15 protein-coding genes are annotated in these 14,188 nt (G+C 69.8%); 9 read left to right on the top strand and 6 right to left on the bottom strand.

Going from position 1 to position 14,188, the window contains the following annotated elements; all coding sequences use genetic code 11:
* Positions 1-157: 157 nt before the first annotated feature.
* Positions 158-601 (bottom strand): nuclear transport factor 2 family protein, encoded by a 444-nt coding sequence (locus AC07DS_RS40950; RefSeq protein WP_385167693.1) that lies wholly within the window; start codon positions 599-601, stop codon positions 158-160.
* Between the two features lie 186 nt (positions 602-787).
* Here AC07DS_RS40950 and fabG point away from each other — a divergent pair, with 186 nt between their 5' ends.
* From fabG to AC07DS_RS40965, 3 genes are all read left to right on the top strand, one after another.
* A complete protein-coding gene (gene fabG, locus AC07DS_RS40955) occupies positions 788-1,573 on the top strand; it encodes a 3-oxoacyl-ACP reductase FabG (protein WP_479153834.1) in 786 nt (261 codons plus the stop codon).
* Between the two features lie 21 nt (positions 1,574-1,594).
* The gene (locus tag AC07DS_RS40960; protein WP_145885200.1) at positions 1,595-2,533 is read left to right on the top strand and encodes an aromatase/cyclase; all 939 of its coding nucleotides are present in this window, start codon (positions 1,595-1,597) and stop codon (positions 2,531-2,533) included.
* Positions 2,534-2,644: 111 nt separating this feature from the next.
* Complete coding sequence (locus AC07DS_RS40965) at positions 2,645-3,280, top strand: antibiotic biosynthesis monooxygenase family protein (RefSeq protein WP_479153835.1); 636 nt, start codon at positions 2,645-2,647, stop codon at positions 3,278-3,280.
* A gap of 78 nt (positions 3,281-3,358) precedes the next feature.
* On the opposite strand, the gene AC07DS_RS40970 is transcribed toward AC07DS_RS40965, so the two are convergent.
* The 5 genes from AC07DS_RS40970 to AC07DS_RS40990 form a co-directional block, all read right to left on the bottom strand.
* A complete protein-coding gene (locus AC07DS_RS40970; RefSeq protein ID WP_479153836.1) occupies positions 3,359-3,928 on the bottom strand; it encodes an antibiotic biosynthesis monooxygenase in 570 nt (189 codons plus the stop codon).
* A gap of 2 nt (positions 3,929-3,930) precedes the next feature.
* Positions 3,931-4,707: an NAD-dependent epimerase/dehydratase family protein gene (locus tag AC07DS_RS40975; RefSeq protein WP_479153837.1), complete on the bottom strand. Its 777-nt coding sequence runs from the start codon at positions 4,705-4,707 to the stop codon at positions 3,931-3,933.
* 28 nt (positions 4,708-4,735) lie between these two features.
* Positions 4,736-5,890: a nucleotide disphospho-sugar-binding domain-containing protein gene (locus AC07DS_RS40980; protein WP_479153838.1), complete on the bottom strand. Its 1,155-nt coding sequence runs from the start codon at positions 5,888-5,890 to the stop codon at positions 4,736-4,738.
* Between the two features lie 12 nt (positions 5,891-5,902).
* Positions 5,903-7,009, bottom strand: a complete 1,107-nt coding sequence (locus AC07DS_RS40985; protein WP_479153839.1) for a nucleotide disphospho-sugar-binding domain-containing protein — start codon at positions 7,007-7,009, stop codon at positions 5,903-5,905.
* A gap of 122 nt (positions 7,010-7,131) precedes the next feature.
* On the bottom strand, positions 7,132-8,160 hold the full coding sequence (locus AC07DS_RS40990) for a methyltransferase (RefSeq protein ID WP_479153840.1): 1,029 nt from the start codon (positions 8,158-8,160) through the stop codon (positions 7,132-7,134).
* Between the two features lie 460 nt (positions 8,161-8,620).
* Between AC07DS_RS40990 and AC07DS_RS40995 the strand changes: the two genes are divergently transcribed.
* The 6 genes from AC07DS_RS40995 to AC07DS_RS41020 all read left to right on the top strand — a co-directional run bounded on the left by AC07DS_RS40995 (position 8,621) and on the right by AC07DS_RS41020 (position 14,052).
* Positions 8,621-9,706: a MupA/Atu3671 family FMN-dependent luciferase-like monooxygenase gene (locus AC07DS_RS40995; RefSeq protein ID WP_479153841.1), complete on the top strand. Its 1,086-nt coding sequence runs from the start codon at positions 8,621-8,623 to the stop codon at positions 9,704-9,706.
* A gap of 367 nt (positions 9,707-10,073) precedes the next feature.
* Complete coding sequence (locus tag AC07DS_RS41000; protein WP_145885192.1) at positions 10,074-10,850, top strand: AfsR/SARP family transcriptional regulator; 777 nt, start codon at positions 10,074-10,076, stop codon at positions 10,848-10,850.
* A 517-nt stretch (positions 10,851-11,367) separates the two neighbouring features.
* The gene (locus tag AC07DS_RS41005; protein WP_479153842.1) at positions 11,368-11,739 is read left to right on the top strand and encodes a hypothetical protein; all 372 of its coding nucleotides are present in this window, start codon (positions 11,368-11,370) and stop codon (positions 11,737-11,739) included.
* A complete protein-coding gene (locus AC07DS_RS41010) occupies positions 11,732-13,300 on the top strand; it encodes a class I adenylate-forming enzyme family protein (protein ID WP_479153843.1) in 1,569 nt (522 codons plus the stop codon). Before AC07DS_RS41005 ends, AC07DS_RS41010 begins: the two co-directional genes overlap by 8 nt.
* A complete protein-coding gene (locus AC07DS_RS41015; protein WP_479153844.1) occupies positions 13,300-13,545 on the top strand; it encodes a phosphopantetheine-binding protein in 246 nt (81 codons plus the stop codon). Before AC07DS_RS41010 ends, AC07DS_RS41015 begins: the two co-directional genes overlap by 1 nt.
* Before the next feature lie 3 nt (positions 13,546-13,548).
* Positions 13,549-14,052 carry a flavin reductase family protein gene (locus tag AC07DS_RS41020; RefSeq protein ID WP_479153845.1) on the top strand — a complete coding sequence of 168 codons (504 nt, stop codon included), beginning with the start codon at positions 13,549-13,551 and terminating at the stop codon, positions 14,050-14,052.
* Positions 14,053-14,188: the final 136 nt, after the last annotated feature.

Below are 14,188 nucleotides of genomic sequence, written 5' to 3' on the forward strand. Positions count from 1 at the left end.
GCGACCACCCCCCCCACAAGAGCCCCCCTCCCCCCCCCCCCCCCCCCCCGCCCCTCCCCCCCCCCCCCCCCCCCCCCCGGGCAGGGCGCTGCGGGCGGACACATGGCTGCCCCCGTCCGGCGGGGGTCCTGGACGGGGGCAGCCGGCTCGGGGTGGCTCAGGCCAGGTCGTCGCGGGAGACCTGGCGGTCCTGCACGAGCCAGCCGTCGCCGTCGCGGACCAGCCGGTCCACGCACAGCGTGCTGACCCGGATCGCGGCCTGACCGCCACGCGGAGTCTCGATCACCAGGGCGTAGCAGCGGGCGTTGGCCGACCGCTCGTCGACCGGCTCGACGGAGACCATGCCGAGCCAGTGCCTGCGCTGTACCCCCTTGGCGGCGTACTCCTCGGTGGCCCGTGCCGCCGCCGCGGTGATGGCGGCGCGGCCCACGACCGGTTCGGGGTGGGCGTTGGCGGCGAACACGCCGTCCTCGGTGAAGGTCCCGGCCCACTCCTCGACCCGGCCGTCGTCCAGGAGCTGCATCTGCTGCGCATAGAACTGCTGGACTTCGTAATAGAGCGTGGCGGCGCTGACTGGGGTCGCCTCGTCCGTCGCGGTCATGGGGTCCTCTCTGCACACGGTGATCTGCACACGGTGAACTCGCTTGTCCTGTACCGATGATGGGCGCTCGGCTTCGTAGCGCTTTCGAGAACCGGTCGACCGGCGGGCGTCCATCGCTCCTCGAACCCGTTTCAAAGGCGTCGCGACATGCTCGGTCTCGATCATTTCTTCGGGAGGAGTACGAGCATGACAGGCACTGAGCAGAGGGTCGCCCTGATCACCGGGGCGACCAGCGGCATCGGCCTTGCGGCGGCGCGTGAGCTGGGCCGGGCCGGTCTGAAGGTCTTCATCTGCGCACGTGGCACCGAGGCCGTGGAGCTCACGGTGAAGGAGCTGCGGGCGGAGGGCTTCGACGCCGACGGCCGCACCGCGGACGTGCGCGATCCGGAGAGTGTGCGGGCCTTGGTGGGCACGGTCGTCGAGCGCCACGGCCGCGTCGATGTGCTGGTCAACAACGCCGGCCGCAGCGGCGGCGGCGTCACGGCCGACATCGAGGACGAGCTGTGGGACGACGTCATCGCCACCAACCTCACCAGCGTCTTCCAGGTCACCCGCGCCGTGCTGAAGCAGGGCGGGATACGGGAGCGCGGCTGGGGCCGGATCATCAACATCGCGTCCACGGCGGGCAAGCAGGGCGTGGTCCTCGGGGCCCCGTACTCCGCGTCGAAGCACGGCGTCGTGGGCTTCACCAAGGCACTCGGCAATGAGCTGGCCCCCACCGGGATCACCGTCAACGCCGTCTGCCCCGGCTATGTCGAGACACCCATGGCCCAGCGGGTGCGCGCCGGGTACGCGGCCGCGTACGACACGGACGAGGCGGCGATCCTCGAGAAGTTCCAGGCGAAGATCCCGCTCGGCCGCTACTCCACCCCCGAGGAGGTCGCCGGCCTGGTCGGCTACCTCGCCTCCGACACCGCCGCCTCCATCACCTCCCAGGCGCTGAACGTCTGCGGCGGACTTGGCAACTTCTGAGCCGAAGGGAATCACTTCATCATGACCGTTCGTGAGGTCGAGCACGAGATCACCGTGCGCGCACCCGCCGCCGAGGTCTACCGCCTGATAGCCGAGGTGGAGAACTGGCCCCGGATCTTCCCGCCGAGCGTGTACGTCGACCACGTCGAGCGCGGCGAGACCGAGGAGCGCATCCGGATCTGGGCCACCGCCAACGGCACGGCCAAGAACTGGACCTCCCGCCGCACACTGGACCCCGCGGCGCTGCGGATCGTCTTCCGGCAGGAGGTCCCGGCCCCGCCGGTCGCCGCGATGGGCGGGACCTGGATCATCGAGCCGCTGTCCGGGGAGGAGTCCAGGATCCGGCTGCTGCACGACTACCGGGCCGTCGGCGACGACCCGGAGAACCTGCGCTGGATCGACGAGGCCGTGGACCGCAACAGCCGTTCCGAGCTCGCGTCCCTGAAGGAGAACATCGAGCGCGTCACGGAATCGGCCGAGCTCACGTTCTCCTTCGAGGACACCGTGCGCATCGGCGGCTCGGCGAAGGACGTCTACGACTTCCTCAACGAGGCGCAGCTGTGGACCGACCGCCTGCCGCACGTCGGCCGTGTCGTCCTCACCGAGGACACGCCGGGCCTGCAGACCCTGGAGATGGACACCGTCGCCAAGGACGGCTCGCAGCACACCACGAAGTCGGTCCGGGTCTGCTTCCCCCACCGCCGCATCGCCTACAAACAGATCACCCTGCCCGCCCTGATGACCCTCCACACCGGCTACTGGGAGCTGGCCGAGGACGGCGACGACGTCCTGGCCACGTCCCAGCACACCGTCACCCTCAACACGGCGAACATCACGAAGATCCTCGGCGAGGCGGCCGGTGTCGCCGAGGCGCGGGAGTTCGTGCGCGGAGCGCTGAGCACCAACTCCCGGGCCACTCTGGGCCACGCCAAGGCATACGCGGAAGAGCGCCGCGGCTGAGCCCGACGGGTGCCGGCGGAGCGCTCACCGTCCAACGGCCCTCCAACACGCTTTGAACCTCACGGGCGATGCTCGCCCATCACACCCTTCAGTCCGCGAAAGGCGACAGCCATGGCCGACAAGCCCGCTGAGGAGCAGTCTCCCAGCAAGCTCTTCACCGTGATCAACACCTTCACCCTCAAGGACCCCGCAGGCGCACAGGAGTTCGAGCGCCGGTTCCTGGAGCACGTGGAGTGGATGCGCGCGCAGGAGGGCTTCCACGCGCACCAGGCCGTACGCGTCACCGAGCGCCCCGACGTCTATGTCAACCTCGGCTGGTGGCGGGAGCCCGAGGTGTTCCAGCAGGTGCTGCGCAGCGAGGTGTTCCAGTCGCACGCCAAGGAGTTCCACCAGCTCGTCGACGTCGCCGCCGACCCGTCCATGAACGTGCTCCGGATCGGGGCGGGAGACCTCACCGACGCGGTGATCGTCATCGAGCACCTGACCACCGAGGCGGGCGCGGAGGAGTTCGAGCGTACGTACAAGGAGTACGCCGAGGCCGCGCACGCCGCGACCGGCCTCGCCCGCCTCGACCTGGCCCGTGCCCTGACCCGGGCGGGCGCGTACACGGCCATCACCTGGTGGCGGTCGGAGGAGGACCGCCTCAAGGCCCGGGAGAGTGCGGAATTCGCCGCCGTCGGCAGGGTCGCGGAGGTGCGCTCCGAGCGCGCCGCTCACGTGGCACGGAACAGCGCCGCGGGGAAGTAACCGCCACTCACGGTGTCCATGGAAGAGGGCCAGGCGCACCGCCTGGCCCTCTTCCATGTGCGCGCCGGGTGCGGGCCGTCAGCCGCTGACCTCGTCCGCGAGGAAGGCGAACGACTCGGCGCCGTCGAGGGCGGCCGGCGCCGTGGCGAGCGCCGCGCGGAAGGCGTCCTCGTCCCGCCACCAGGTCAGCAGGTAGCGGCCGTCCTCCTCGTCAGGCTGTACGAGCTGGTCCGCCAGGAAGCCGTCCAGGCCGTGCAGGGCCTGGACGGGGTTCTCCTCGGTGGCGGGCAGCTCGGTCAGCGCCACGACCGCGTACGGCACGTCGGGGAGGCCGCCCGCGATCGAGTCGCCATTGACCTTGTCGTGCCGGGCCATGGTGAAGTACTTGATGCCCACGTTCCGGAAGAGGGCGGGGTCGCTCATCATGGCCTGCCGGGCCTCGGAGTCCCGCCACCAGGTCAGCTGGAGGTACCGCCCGGACGAGGCGGTGGAGGAGGCGAGGCCGGTGCGGAGCGTGCCCTCCGCCGCCTTGGCGGCGGCCACGTACGTGGGGAAGAGCGCCGCGAACTCGGCGCCCTTGGCCGCGAACTCGGTCTTGAGCGTGAAGCGGGCGATCGAGACGGCCTGGCCGCCGGTGGGGTGGGACATGATCAGTGGGACCTTTCGTAAGAAGGGGCGGTCTGCTCCGCGTAATTCCGTACGTACTTGTCGAGCACGGCGCGGTGATAGTCGGGGCCGAAGCCGATGTCCTGGACGGACGGCAGGAGCCGGCGGAGTTTGCCGATCGAGACCGGCTGGGCGGCGCCGGCGGCGTCCAGGAACTCGCGCTCGGCACGGACGCCGAGGCAGGTCTCGATGTGGCCGACGATCTCCTCGATCGGCGCCGCGCGGCCGGAGGCGACGTTCACCGCCTCACGGGCGATGCCCGTGCTCAGCAGCCCGTCGACGATGTGCACCACGTCGCTGACGTCGATCAGATCCCGTCTCGCGCCGCGGTGGATCCTGACCTTGCCCGAGGCGACCTGCCGGGTGAGCGACGGCAGGAGCTGGTGAGCCGGCTGGTGCGGACCGACCACGTGGGCGAGGCGCAGGATCAGATAGTCGAGACGTGAGGAGGCGAGGACCGCCTCCAGGGCGAGCTTGTGCCGGCCGTACGCCGTCGCCGGCCGGACCGGTCCGGATTCCCGTCCCGCCTCGCCCTGCAGCGAATACATGCCGGTGGCAGCGGTGGAGAACAGCACCAGCCGTTCGCCGCGCTCCTCGCAGCGGCCGATGGTCTCGTAGAGGAGATCGGCCTCCCGGCCGAACTCGGCCTGCGGGCTGTCCCCTGCCGCCGACACCCCGGCCGCCAGCAGAACAACCCCGGGGTGGGCGTCGGCTATCGGCCGCAGATGCCTGGCGAGGAAGCCACGTCCGATGATCTCCATGCAGTTTCACCTCCGTACTGGGCGCCCGTCACGCGGCGAGCGCTTCGAGGTCGGGAACGAGGTCCGCGGGCGCGGGCATGGCCTCCACCGCGTCCCGCAGCACCCTCGCGGCCTTGCGGTGGCGGTCGTCGCCCAGCAGATCGAGCGCCGCCTGCCGCACCAGGCGCGGATTGTCCTGATCCGCCGCGTCCTCCAGCGCGATCGCCGCCCCGGCCGCCACGATGCGGTCCGCGTGGAAGAACTGGTCGGCGATCTGGGGGAGTATCAGCTGCGGTATCCCCACCGTCGTGGCGGTCATGGCCGTCCCGGCACCGCCGTGGTGGACGAGCAGGTCGCAGTCGGCGAGGAAGAGGGACAGCGGGGCGGGATCCACCAGGCGTACGCTCGCCGGCGGTTCGCCGAGCGCCTCCCGGTACTCGGGGGCGACGGTGACCAGGACCTCCAGGTCGTCGAGGCCGTCGAAGGCATCGATCACGTGCCGGAACAAGGGCACGCCGTTGAGGAGCAGGGTCTGGTTGCCCAGGCTCACGCACACCCGCCGCCGCTCACCCCGTCGGGCCCAGGACGGCAGCCGCCCGTTGCCGTTGAAGGGAACCGGGCGGATCGGCACACCGGCCGCGGCCTCCGGCAGCTGGAGCTCGGGTGGGCAGGGGTCGAGGACCAGCGCCGACTCGGGCAGCCCGCCCAGACCGAGCTTCTCGCACAGGGGACCGAACAACTCCGCGGCCATCCCGCCCAGCGGTCCGCTCAGCGGGTCCACACCCCAGCGGTGCCGGACGTGCGGGACACCCAGCGCCCCGGCGACGACCGTACCGGCGAAGTCGATCTGTTCGGAGACGACGAGGTCCGGACGCCAGCGCCGGGCGAAGTCCAGGTACTCGGGCAGCACCACGAGGTCGTCGAGGAACCACTGCTCGCATCCTTGCTCGATGCGGTCGAAAAGGCCACGCCCGAAGGCCTGGACGGGGCGCATGCCCGCTGGCAGATAGCGGGCGAGCTGTTCGTTGAAGCCGACCGGCTCGCCCATGGTGACGGCGGACAGCCCCGCGGAGAGGGGCGCGGCCGCCATGTCGGGACGCCCCGCACCCAGCACCTCGTGCCCCGCCGCACGCAGCGCCCAGGCGAGGGGCACCATGGCGGCGAAGTGCGAGGCCAGCGGGGAACTCATCATCAGTACACGCACAGGGGGCTCCGTCTATCCGGCCAGGGCCTCGAGGTCGGGCACGAGCTCGGCGGGGGTGGGCAGGGACTTCATCGAATCGGCAAGCCCCATCGCCGCCTTGCGGTAGCCGTCCTCCTCCAGCAGGGCGAGCACCGCTTCCCGTACGAGCAGCGGATTGTCCTGGTCCGCCGCGTTCTCCAGGGTGCGCCCCGCGCCGAGTTCGGCCAGTCGGCTGCCCGTCTCGAAGTGGCCGATCCACTGCGGCAGGATGAGCTGGGGGATCCCCATTCCCAAGGCGGTGAGCATGGTGCCCGGACCGCCGTGGCTGATCAGCAGGTCGCAGCTGTCGAGGAACAGGCTGAGCGGTGTGGGCTCGACGATGCGCACGTGGTGCGGCACGTCGCCGATGGCCTCCAGGTACCGCGACTCGGCCGTGACCAGGACCTCCAGGTGGTCGAGACCCTCGAACGCCTCGATCACGTGCCTCAGCAGCGGAACGCCGTTGAGGAGCAGGGTCTGGTTGCCCAGGCTCACGCACACCCGCCGCCGCTCGCCCCGCCGGGCCCATGACGGCATCAGACCGGCGCCGTTGAACGGCACGTGGCGGACGGAGCGGCCCGGCTTGAGCCCCGGCATCTGCAGCTCCGGCGGACACGGATCGAGGATCAGCGACGCCTCCGGGTAGCCGTCGAGGCCCAGCCGCTCACAGGACATATGGAGGGAGTCGGACGCCGCCGCGAGCCCCGGATCGGTGTAGGCATCGACACCGAACCGGTGGTGGACGGAGGGGATGCCGAGCGCCTTCGCCACGATCGGGCCGGCGAACTCCAGCTTCTCGGACAGGATGAGGTCCGGCTTCCACTGCCGCGCGAACTCCAGGTAGCGGGGCAGCACATACCGGGCGTGCATCTGCCAGGTCTTCGCCGAGTCCTGGAGCGACCGGGGCGTGGTGGGATCGGTCAGCTCCAGGAGCCGTCGGCCGTCGTGCAGGTGGCGCAGCATCAGGTCGTCGGCGTAGTAGTGCCCGCCGACCTGGGCCATGCTCAGCCCGGCCGATGCCACCATCGGGGCGAGGTCCGGCTGGGCGGCGGCGATGACCTCGTGGCCTGAGGCGCGCAGGGCCCAGGCGAGCGGGACCATGTGGGCGAAATGAGAAGGTTTGGGAAAAGATGTCATGAGAACGCGCATTGAGGTCTCGCAATCTCGGAGGCGGAGGGGCTGGAGGGCGGACGACCGATCAGGTGCTGCGGTGTCCCTGCCGCTCAGCGGTCCTTGACCGCGATCAGGACGACGTCGTTGCCGATCGTGACGATGTTGTGGAGCCCGGTGACCCGGAAGCCGGCCTTCTCGACCCAGCTCCGGTATTCGTCGGTGGTGTATTCGGTACCGCCCGTCGTCAGGGCCACCGTGAAGCTGCCCAGCAGGCTGTGCAGGTCGGGGTGGTCGACGTCGAGCATCTGGTCGTAGATCACCAGCGCACCGCCGGGCCGTACGGCCGGGTAGGCCCGCTCGATCAGGGTCTGGGCTCGGTCCGCCGACCAGTCGTGCAGGACGTGCCCGAAGATCAGGACGTCCGCTTCGGGCAGCGGGTCGACGAAGAAGTCCCCGCCGTGGAAGCGGACCGAGGCGTCGGTGCCCAGGTGCTTCATGTGCTCGTCGAAGACCGTCTCCACGGCCGGGAGTTCGAAGACGCCGCCCCGCAGATGCGGGTGGGCCCGGACGATCTGCGCGGCCAGATTGCCCCGCGCGCCGCCCACGTCCACGAAGGACTCGTAGCCCTTCCAGTCGAGCAGGTCGGCGAGCTGGGGTCCCACCATGGCGTGCGCCGAGTCCATGTGGGCCAAGAACTTGCGGGCCAGCTCCGGGTTTTCGTACAGCTTCTTGAACGGATCGGGCCCGACCGCACGATCCGACTTGGGCTCGCCGTCGCGCAGTGCCTCCGTGAGCCGGCCCCACATGGGGTAGTGCCGCATCGCGGCGACCCGGCACAGGTCTCCCATGAAGTCCGGCCCACCCGACACCAGCAGCCGCTGGGCAGCGGTGCTGTTGGTGTAGGAGCCGTCCGACTTCACCAGGAGTCCGAGTGCCACGAGCGCGTCCAGGAACTGGCCGGACAGACGGGGGTGCAGTCCGATCTTGCTCCGGAGCAGCTGCTCGTCGGCCGGGCCCGCCGCGAGAGCCTCGAAGACACCCAGCTCCACAGCGCTGTGCAGAAGTTTGGACTGGGCATAGGCGTTGCTGAGCCGGCCGATCGCCACCGCTTCCGCGATTGCTTCCAGATCCGCTGTCACTTGGGGTGCCTTCCGGTCGATGGATCCTCGTCCACCCATCGTCACCACAATGGTTAGAGGATCCTTCAAGGCCGGATATCGGTCCGCTGGCGCGGCATTACGCCCGCCGCGGGTCGGCCCGTTACTTCTTCTTCCGGATGACGTTCCGATAGAAGCCGATAAGGAAGCAGATGACGCCGATGGCAATGATGAGGGTGTAGATCACTGCGGGGCTCCAAACGTTGATGTCCTTCTCTGGGTAACCATGCTGTCCGAGACGCCCGCACGCCGACAAGGGACATATATGCGGAGCTGGACAGTACAAATGTCTGGCTGACCAGGCGAGGCAAGGGCAACTGCACGGAGGAGAGGTCCCGTTGGCGGCGGTCCATCGCGCCTCGAAGTTCCCTCCAATTCCCGACGGGACGATAACGCAGTTGCTGTTCGGGAGTTGTTTCTTATCGCGAGAGGCGATCGGCCCATGCGGGATAATCGCGACGACATCGATTTCGGGCTCTTCTTCTTCGCCGCGGTCGGTGATGAATCGGCCGATACGTATCGGCTCATGCTGGACGCCGCGCGGGAAGCGGACCGGCTGGGTTTCTCCTTCGTCTCGACACCGGAGCGGCATTTCCACAGGTTCGGCGGCGCGTTCCCCAATCCGGCCGTGACCTGCGCCGCGATCGCCGCGGTGACCGATCGGGTCCAGGTCCGGGCGGGCAGCGTGGTCACCCCACTGCACCCGACCGCCCGGCTGATCGAGGACTTCGCGATGGTCGACGGTATCTCCGGGGGCCGGGTCGGGATCTCGGTCGGCTCCGGTTGGAACGTCAACGACTTCGTACTGGCCAAGGACGAGTACGAGACCCGCAGGGCCCGGATGCTCGACGACATCCACCGGATCCGTGAGGTGTGGTCCACCGGCAAGTGGCGTGCCGAGAACTCCCTCGGCGCCACGGTCGAGTTGGACGTCTACCCCCGCCCGGTCCAGTCCGACCTGGATCTGTGGATCACCGCATCCCGCAGTGAGGAGACCTTCCGGCACGCCGGCGAACTGGGCACCAACCTCCTCACCCACCTGGAGAACCAGGACGTCGAGGCCCTGGGCGCCAAGATCGCCACCTACCGCGAGGCCCGCAAGCTGGCCGGCTGGCCGGACGGGGGCAAGGTGACGCTCATGATGCACACCTTTGTCGCACCGACCGACGAGGAAGCCCGCGACTACGCCACCCCCTGGCTCAAGCGTTACCTGCTCTCCGCGATCGACCTGGAGGCGAAGGCTGTCGACTCCGGTGGACTGATGAGCGGGGGCAAAGAGGGCAGCGAGTTCATGTCGGTGGACCACGCCCGCGGCAGGCTGGCCGAACTCGGCGTCAATCGCTACCTCGACGGGCGGTCCCTCATCGGCTCCGTGGAGCACTGCCGCGAGGTCGTACGGCAGGTGAAGAGCATGGGAGTGGACGAGATTGCCTGCCTGATCGACTTCATCGGAGAACCGTGGCGGGTTCTCGACGGCCTTGCCTCGCTCGCCGAGGTGCGTGAACCGTCAGCCGCCGTCGGCGGCTGACGCCGCCGCTCCCGACCTTCGTCGGCCGACCCGGCGCCGGCTCATCGACAACCGCAGGAAACCCCATGGTGACCTGCGGTTTTTGCCGTTCGGAGCGAAGTCGCCCGAGTCGTCGTGCGGTTGCCGCCCGATCGGTCGCATGAGGGTGGCGCAGCGGGGCATGATAGGGGAGCGATCAGAGAGTCATGAAGGAGGAGAGTGGCCGAAAGAGACATTCGAGTGCGTCGGGAGTAGCAGGAGTGGCAGGCGGCGCGTCGCCCGCATGCTTCCATCGCCGCATCTTCGCCGCCGCCCCTTGAGGCCGAGTGAGGTCTGGACCTAGCGTCGAGCTGATCGAGACACACCGATTCAACAGGGGGAATACACGGTGCATTTCGACATTCTCGGCCCGCTCAAGGTCACGACCGACCAGCGTGACTACACGCCCAGCGCGGCCAAGACCCGACAGGTTCTGGCTCTTCTGCTGCTGCGTTCGGGGCAGACTCTGAGCCTCGACTCGATCGTCGAAGAGCTCTGGGGCGAAAACCCGCCCCGCAGTGCCGTCACCACGTCACAGACCTACATCTACCAGCTGCGCAAGGCCTTCGCCGGGCAGTCCTGGGGCGATTCCGACGGCCAGGTGATCAGCACCGTGTCGCCGGGGTACGTCCTGCGGACCGAGGGGTCCCGCATCGACGTCCGGGAATTCGAGCGGCTGGTCGCCGAGGGCCAGACGCTGCTGTCGCTGGGCCAGGCCACGCAGAGCGTCGAGGCGCTGAACCGCGCCCTCGCCCTGTGGAGGGGGCCCGCTCTGTCCAACGTGGACAAGGGACCTCTCCTGGGGGCGTACGTCGCCCACCTGGAGGAGCGGCGCATCGCCGCCCTGGAGCTCCGGGTGTCCGCCGAGATGGAACGCGGCAATCACCGGGGCGTCATCGCCGATCTCCGGAAGCTGGTGGCGGCGCACCCGTACAACGAGTGGTTCCACTCCCAGCTGATCGCCGCCCTCAACATGGCCGGTCGGCGGGTCGAGGCCCTGCAGGCGTACCAGACGATCCGGCTGCTGCTGAGCGAGGAACTGGGCCTGGACCCGTCCCCCGACCTCCAGCGGATCCACCACGAGGTGCTCTCCGGCAGCGCCGTGATGTCCTCCCGGGCCGCGTGACCCGGCCGCTATGACAGTCCTCGAATAGCGTTCGAACGGCGTCGCGAATCATCGGCATACCGATTCGTGAGGAGACGTCGTTGCGCTGGGACAGCGTCTTTGTCGCAGGGTTGGGCACCTGTCCGGCGGAGCCCACCCCGATCCGCTCGGGCTTGGCTCCCTCGGACTTCTCGCTGCTGTTGCACGGCAGCCTGGTTCCAGGGGCTGGACATCTGGCCGGCCGCGTCCTGCATCTCCGAGCGGACCCTGGGCTCCTACGTGCCCGCTCTCGATGTCCAGCAGCGGCGCACCATCGGCGTCAGTTCACTGGAACTCGCCGCCGCGCACCTGCGGGCCGGGCAGGTGGACGCCGTCGTGATCACGGCAGCGGATCGCTTCGCCCCGCCGAGGGCCGACCGCTGGACCTGCGCCGGGGAACCGCGTACGCCGACGGCGGGACGGCCATGGTGCCGTCCCGCCGGGGCGGGTTCGCGCGGCCGCTCTCCACCGTCACCGTCGCCGACCACTCGCTGGGGCCGTGGCCAGGGGCGATGAGTCCTTTGCCGCGGCCCCCAGGTTCGGGGCCGGGACCATCGACCTGGCCGCCCGTGCCGCGGCGCACCACGCCCGGTCCGACGCCCAGGAGCTCGGCACCCGCACCTTCCGTGTCATGCAGGACGTCATGACCGGCGCCCTCGACGACATCGATGCCGACATCTGCGATGTCGACCGCGTCGTGGTGCCGGCGGTCGGCCGGGGCGAGAACGGCTCTTGCCTGCCCGAGCTGATGGGCGTGGCCGTGGAGCGCACGACGTGGGACTACGCGCGCCGGGTTCACGACGACCACCGCCGTCCCGGAGATCACCAGCATCCCGTAACAAGCCGACAGGAAAGGCCGCCAGATGACTGACGCCCCGACCACCCCGCGCGAGCCGGTCCTCGTGCAGGACCTGCTTGAGGAGGCCGTCGCCGGGCACCCCGACGCGACCGCCGTCACCGACTCCACCGGTTCGTGGACTTATTCGGAACTGGCCGAGCACGCCCGGGCGTTCACCGGCTGGCTGCGAGAGCGCGGGGTCGGGCCGGGGGACCGGGTGTGCGTGCGGCTGGGCAACGTCCGCGAGGTGGTGGCCATGCTCTTCGGCACGCTCCGGAACGGCTCCGTGTTCGTACCCCTGGGTCCGGCGCTCATGCCCTTCCACCTCACCGCCGTCCTCGCCGACTGCGAGCCCGCTCTCACCGTGGCCGCCGGGGACGACGTACCACTGCTCTCCGCGCTCACGGACCGGGTGTTCGACCTGACCGACGTCTGGTCCGCCCTCGACGCGTCCGGGCAGCCGGCCGCGTCATGGACCGTGCGAGACGAGGGCACCGTCACCGGCGACGACCTCGCACTACTCATGTACACCTCCGGCAGCACGGCCGCCCCCAAGGGCGTCATGTGCCCCCACCGGTCGGTGGTGTTCGCGGTGCGGGCGATCGCCGAACGGCTGGCGTACCAGCCCACCGACGTCGTGCTCACCGCGATCCCTCTCTCCTTCGACTACGGGCTGTACCAGGTCTTCCTCGCCGCCCTCGCCGGCGCCGAAGTGGTCCTGTCCCAGCCGGAGGCACACACCCGGCTGATGGGTCTGCTGTCCGGGCACCGGGTCACCGTGGTGCCGGTCGTGCCCTCGCTCGCGGAGATGCTGGTGCGCCTGGCCGACCGGGGACGGCACGAGGAGGCCCCACCGGTCCGGCTCTTCACCAACACGGGCGCCGCACTGGCGGGACCGCTCATCGAGCGGTTGCGCGCCGCCTTCCCCAAGGCCCGGGTCGCTCCGATGTACGGCATCACCGAGTGCAAGCGTGTCACCGTCCTCGAACCGGACGGCGACCTGGACCATCCCGGTTCGGTGGGCAGAGCGCTGACGGGCACCGAGGTGCTCGTACTGGGCGACGACGGAGCGCCACTGCCACCGGGTGACACCGGACAGATCGCCGTCCGCGGCCCTCACCTGATGGCGGGCTACTGGCGGGCGCCGGAGCTGACGGCCGCGCGCTACCACCGTTCGCCCGTCACTGGTGACGTGACCCTGCTCACCGGCGACTACGGCCGGCTGGACGCCGAAGGCCATCTCTACTTCGAGGGCCGCAGGGACGACCTGTTCAAGCGGCACGGCGTACGCACCAGCGTGTCGGAGATCGAGGCGGCGGCGCTGGACATCGAGGGCGTCTCCGAGGTCGCCGTACTGCCCCCCGAGGGCACCCGCGACCTCACCCTCCTCGCCGTCACGACACTCACCCCGGAACAGGTCCTCGGGGAGCTGGGCCGCCGCCTTGAGCAGGTCAAGGTCCCGGCCGTCTGCCACATCCGGGACGGGCTCCCGCTCACCCCCAACGGCAAGACGGACCGCAAACGGCTCCGTGAGGAACTACAGGCCGCCGGAACGGAACCGGGCGGCGACACACGCGAAGAGAGGAACCCCTGATGCTCGACACGGAATTCGAGAAGATCCTGCTCACGGTGTTGCGGACCTCCGCATCGGAGACCCCGCTGGAGCCTGACAGTGACCTCAGAGCGGCCGGGCTCAGCTCTATCGGCACGATCGATCTGCTGATGCGCCTGGAGGAGCGGTACGGCGTCAAGTTCCCGGACAGCGCGTTGAACGGGCGCACGTTCGCCACCCCACGCGCCCTGTGGGACGTGCTCGAAACGTATCGCGCCAAGGCATAGCCGGTGGACGCCCAGCCCTTCCGGGAGTTCTTCGGTTCCTTCCCGACAGCGGTGTCGGTCGTCACGGCCGTCGACGCCGACGGCGAACCCCGCGGCTTCACCTGCAGCGCCATCACCGCCGTGTCCGCCGAACCACCCATGCTGCTGGTCTGCGTGGACAAGCGCTCGCAGACCCTGCGCGCGCTGCGCTCCGCGGGCGCCTTCGTGGTCAACATGCTGGCGGCAGACGGCCAGGAGGCCGCACGCGTCTTCGCGGGGCGCTCCGACCGGAAGTTCACCCACGTCCGCTGGCGTCCTGCGCACGTTGCGGCCGACGCGCCGGTGCTGCTGGACGGCGCGTATGCCCACGCCGAGTGCTCGGTGGTGCGGACCGTGGAGGCGGGTGACCACTGGATCTTCATCGCCACGGTGGACCACTGCGAGGTCTCGTCCCGCCCGCCGCTACTCCACCAGCGCGGGACCTTCCACGCGTGGCCGACCCGCGCGCCGGTGGACGTCCGGTCCTGACAGCACAGCCGACCGCCGACGGCCCTCCCTAGGAGCAGCCTTGAACGGGCCTCCAAGGGAGGGCCGGAGGATCGGCGGCGTACTCGGGAGCGGTGGCACCCGTGCCCAGATCCACCGCCCTGCCCTTCCTTGTTTC

Source organism: Streptomyces sp. NPDC044064 (assembly GCF_056434245.1).

What these genes read in the sequence shown, in the direction of transcription:
- AC07DS_RS40970 (WP_479153836.1), bottom strand. Translation starts at nt 3,928, where the DNA reads ATGTCCCACCCCACCGGCGGCCAGGCCGTCTCGATCGCCCGCTTCACG.
- AC07DS_RS41015 (WP_479153844.1), top strand. Translation starts at nt 13,300, where the DNA reads ATGCTCGACACGGAATTCGAGAAGATCCTGCTCACGGTGTTGCGGACC.
- AC07DS_RS40950 (WP_385167693.1), bottom strand. Translation starts at nt 601, where the DNA reads ATGACCGCGACGGACGAGGCGACCCCAGTCAGCGCCGCCACGCTCTAT.
- AC07DS_RS40975 (WP_479153837.1), bottom strand. Translation starts at nt 4,707, where the DNA reads ATGGAGATCATCGGACGTGGCTTCCTCGCCAGGCATCTGCGGCCGATA.
- AC07DS_RS40965 (WP_479153835.1), top strand. Translation starts at nt 2,645, where the DNA reads ATGGCCGACAAGCCCGCTGAGGAGCAGTCTCCCAGCAAGCTCTTCACC.
- AC07DS_RS40960 (WP_145885200.1), top strand. Translation starts at nt 1,595, where the DNA reads ATGACCGTTCGTGAGGTCGAGCACGAGATCACCGTGCGCGCACCCGCC.
- AC07DS_RS40985 (WP_479153839.1), bottom strand. Translation starts at nt 7,009, where the DNA reads ATGGTCCCGCTCGCCTGGGCCCTGCGCGCCTCAGGCCACGAGGTCATC.
- fabG (WP_479153834.1), top strand. Translation starts at nt 788, where the DNA reads ATGACAGGCACTGAGCAGAGGGTCGCCCTGATCACCGGGGCGACCAGC.
- AC07DS_RS40995 (WP_479153841.1), top strand. Translation starts at nt 8,621, where the DNA reads ATGCGGGATAATCGCGACGACATCGATTTCGGGCTCTTCTTCTTCGCC.
- AC07DS_RS41010 (WP_479153843.1), top strand. Translation starts at nt 11,732, where the DNA reads ATGACTGACGCCCCGACCACCCCGCGCGAGCCGGTCCTCGTGCAGGAC.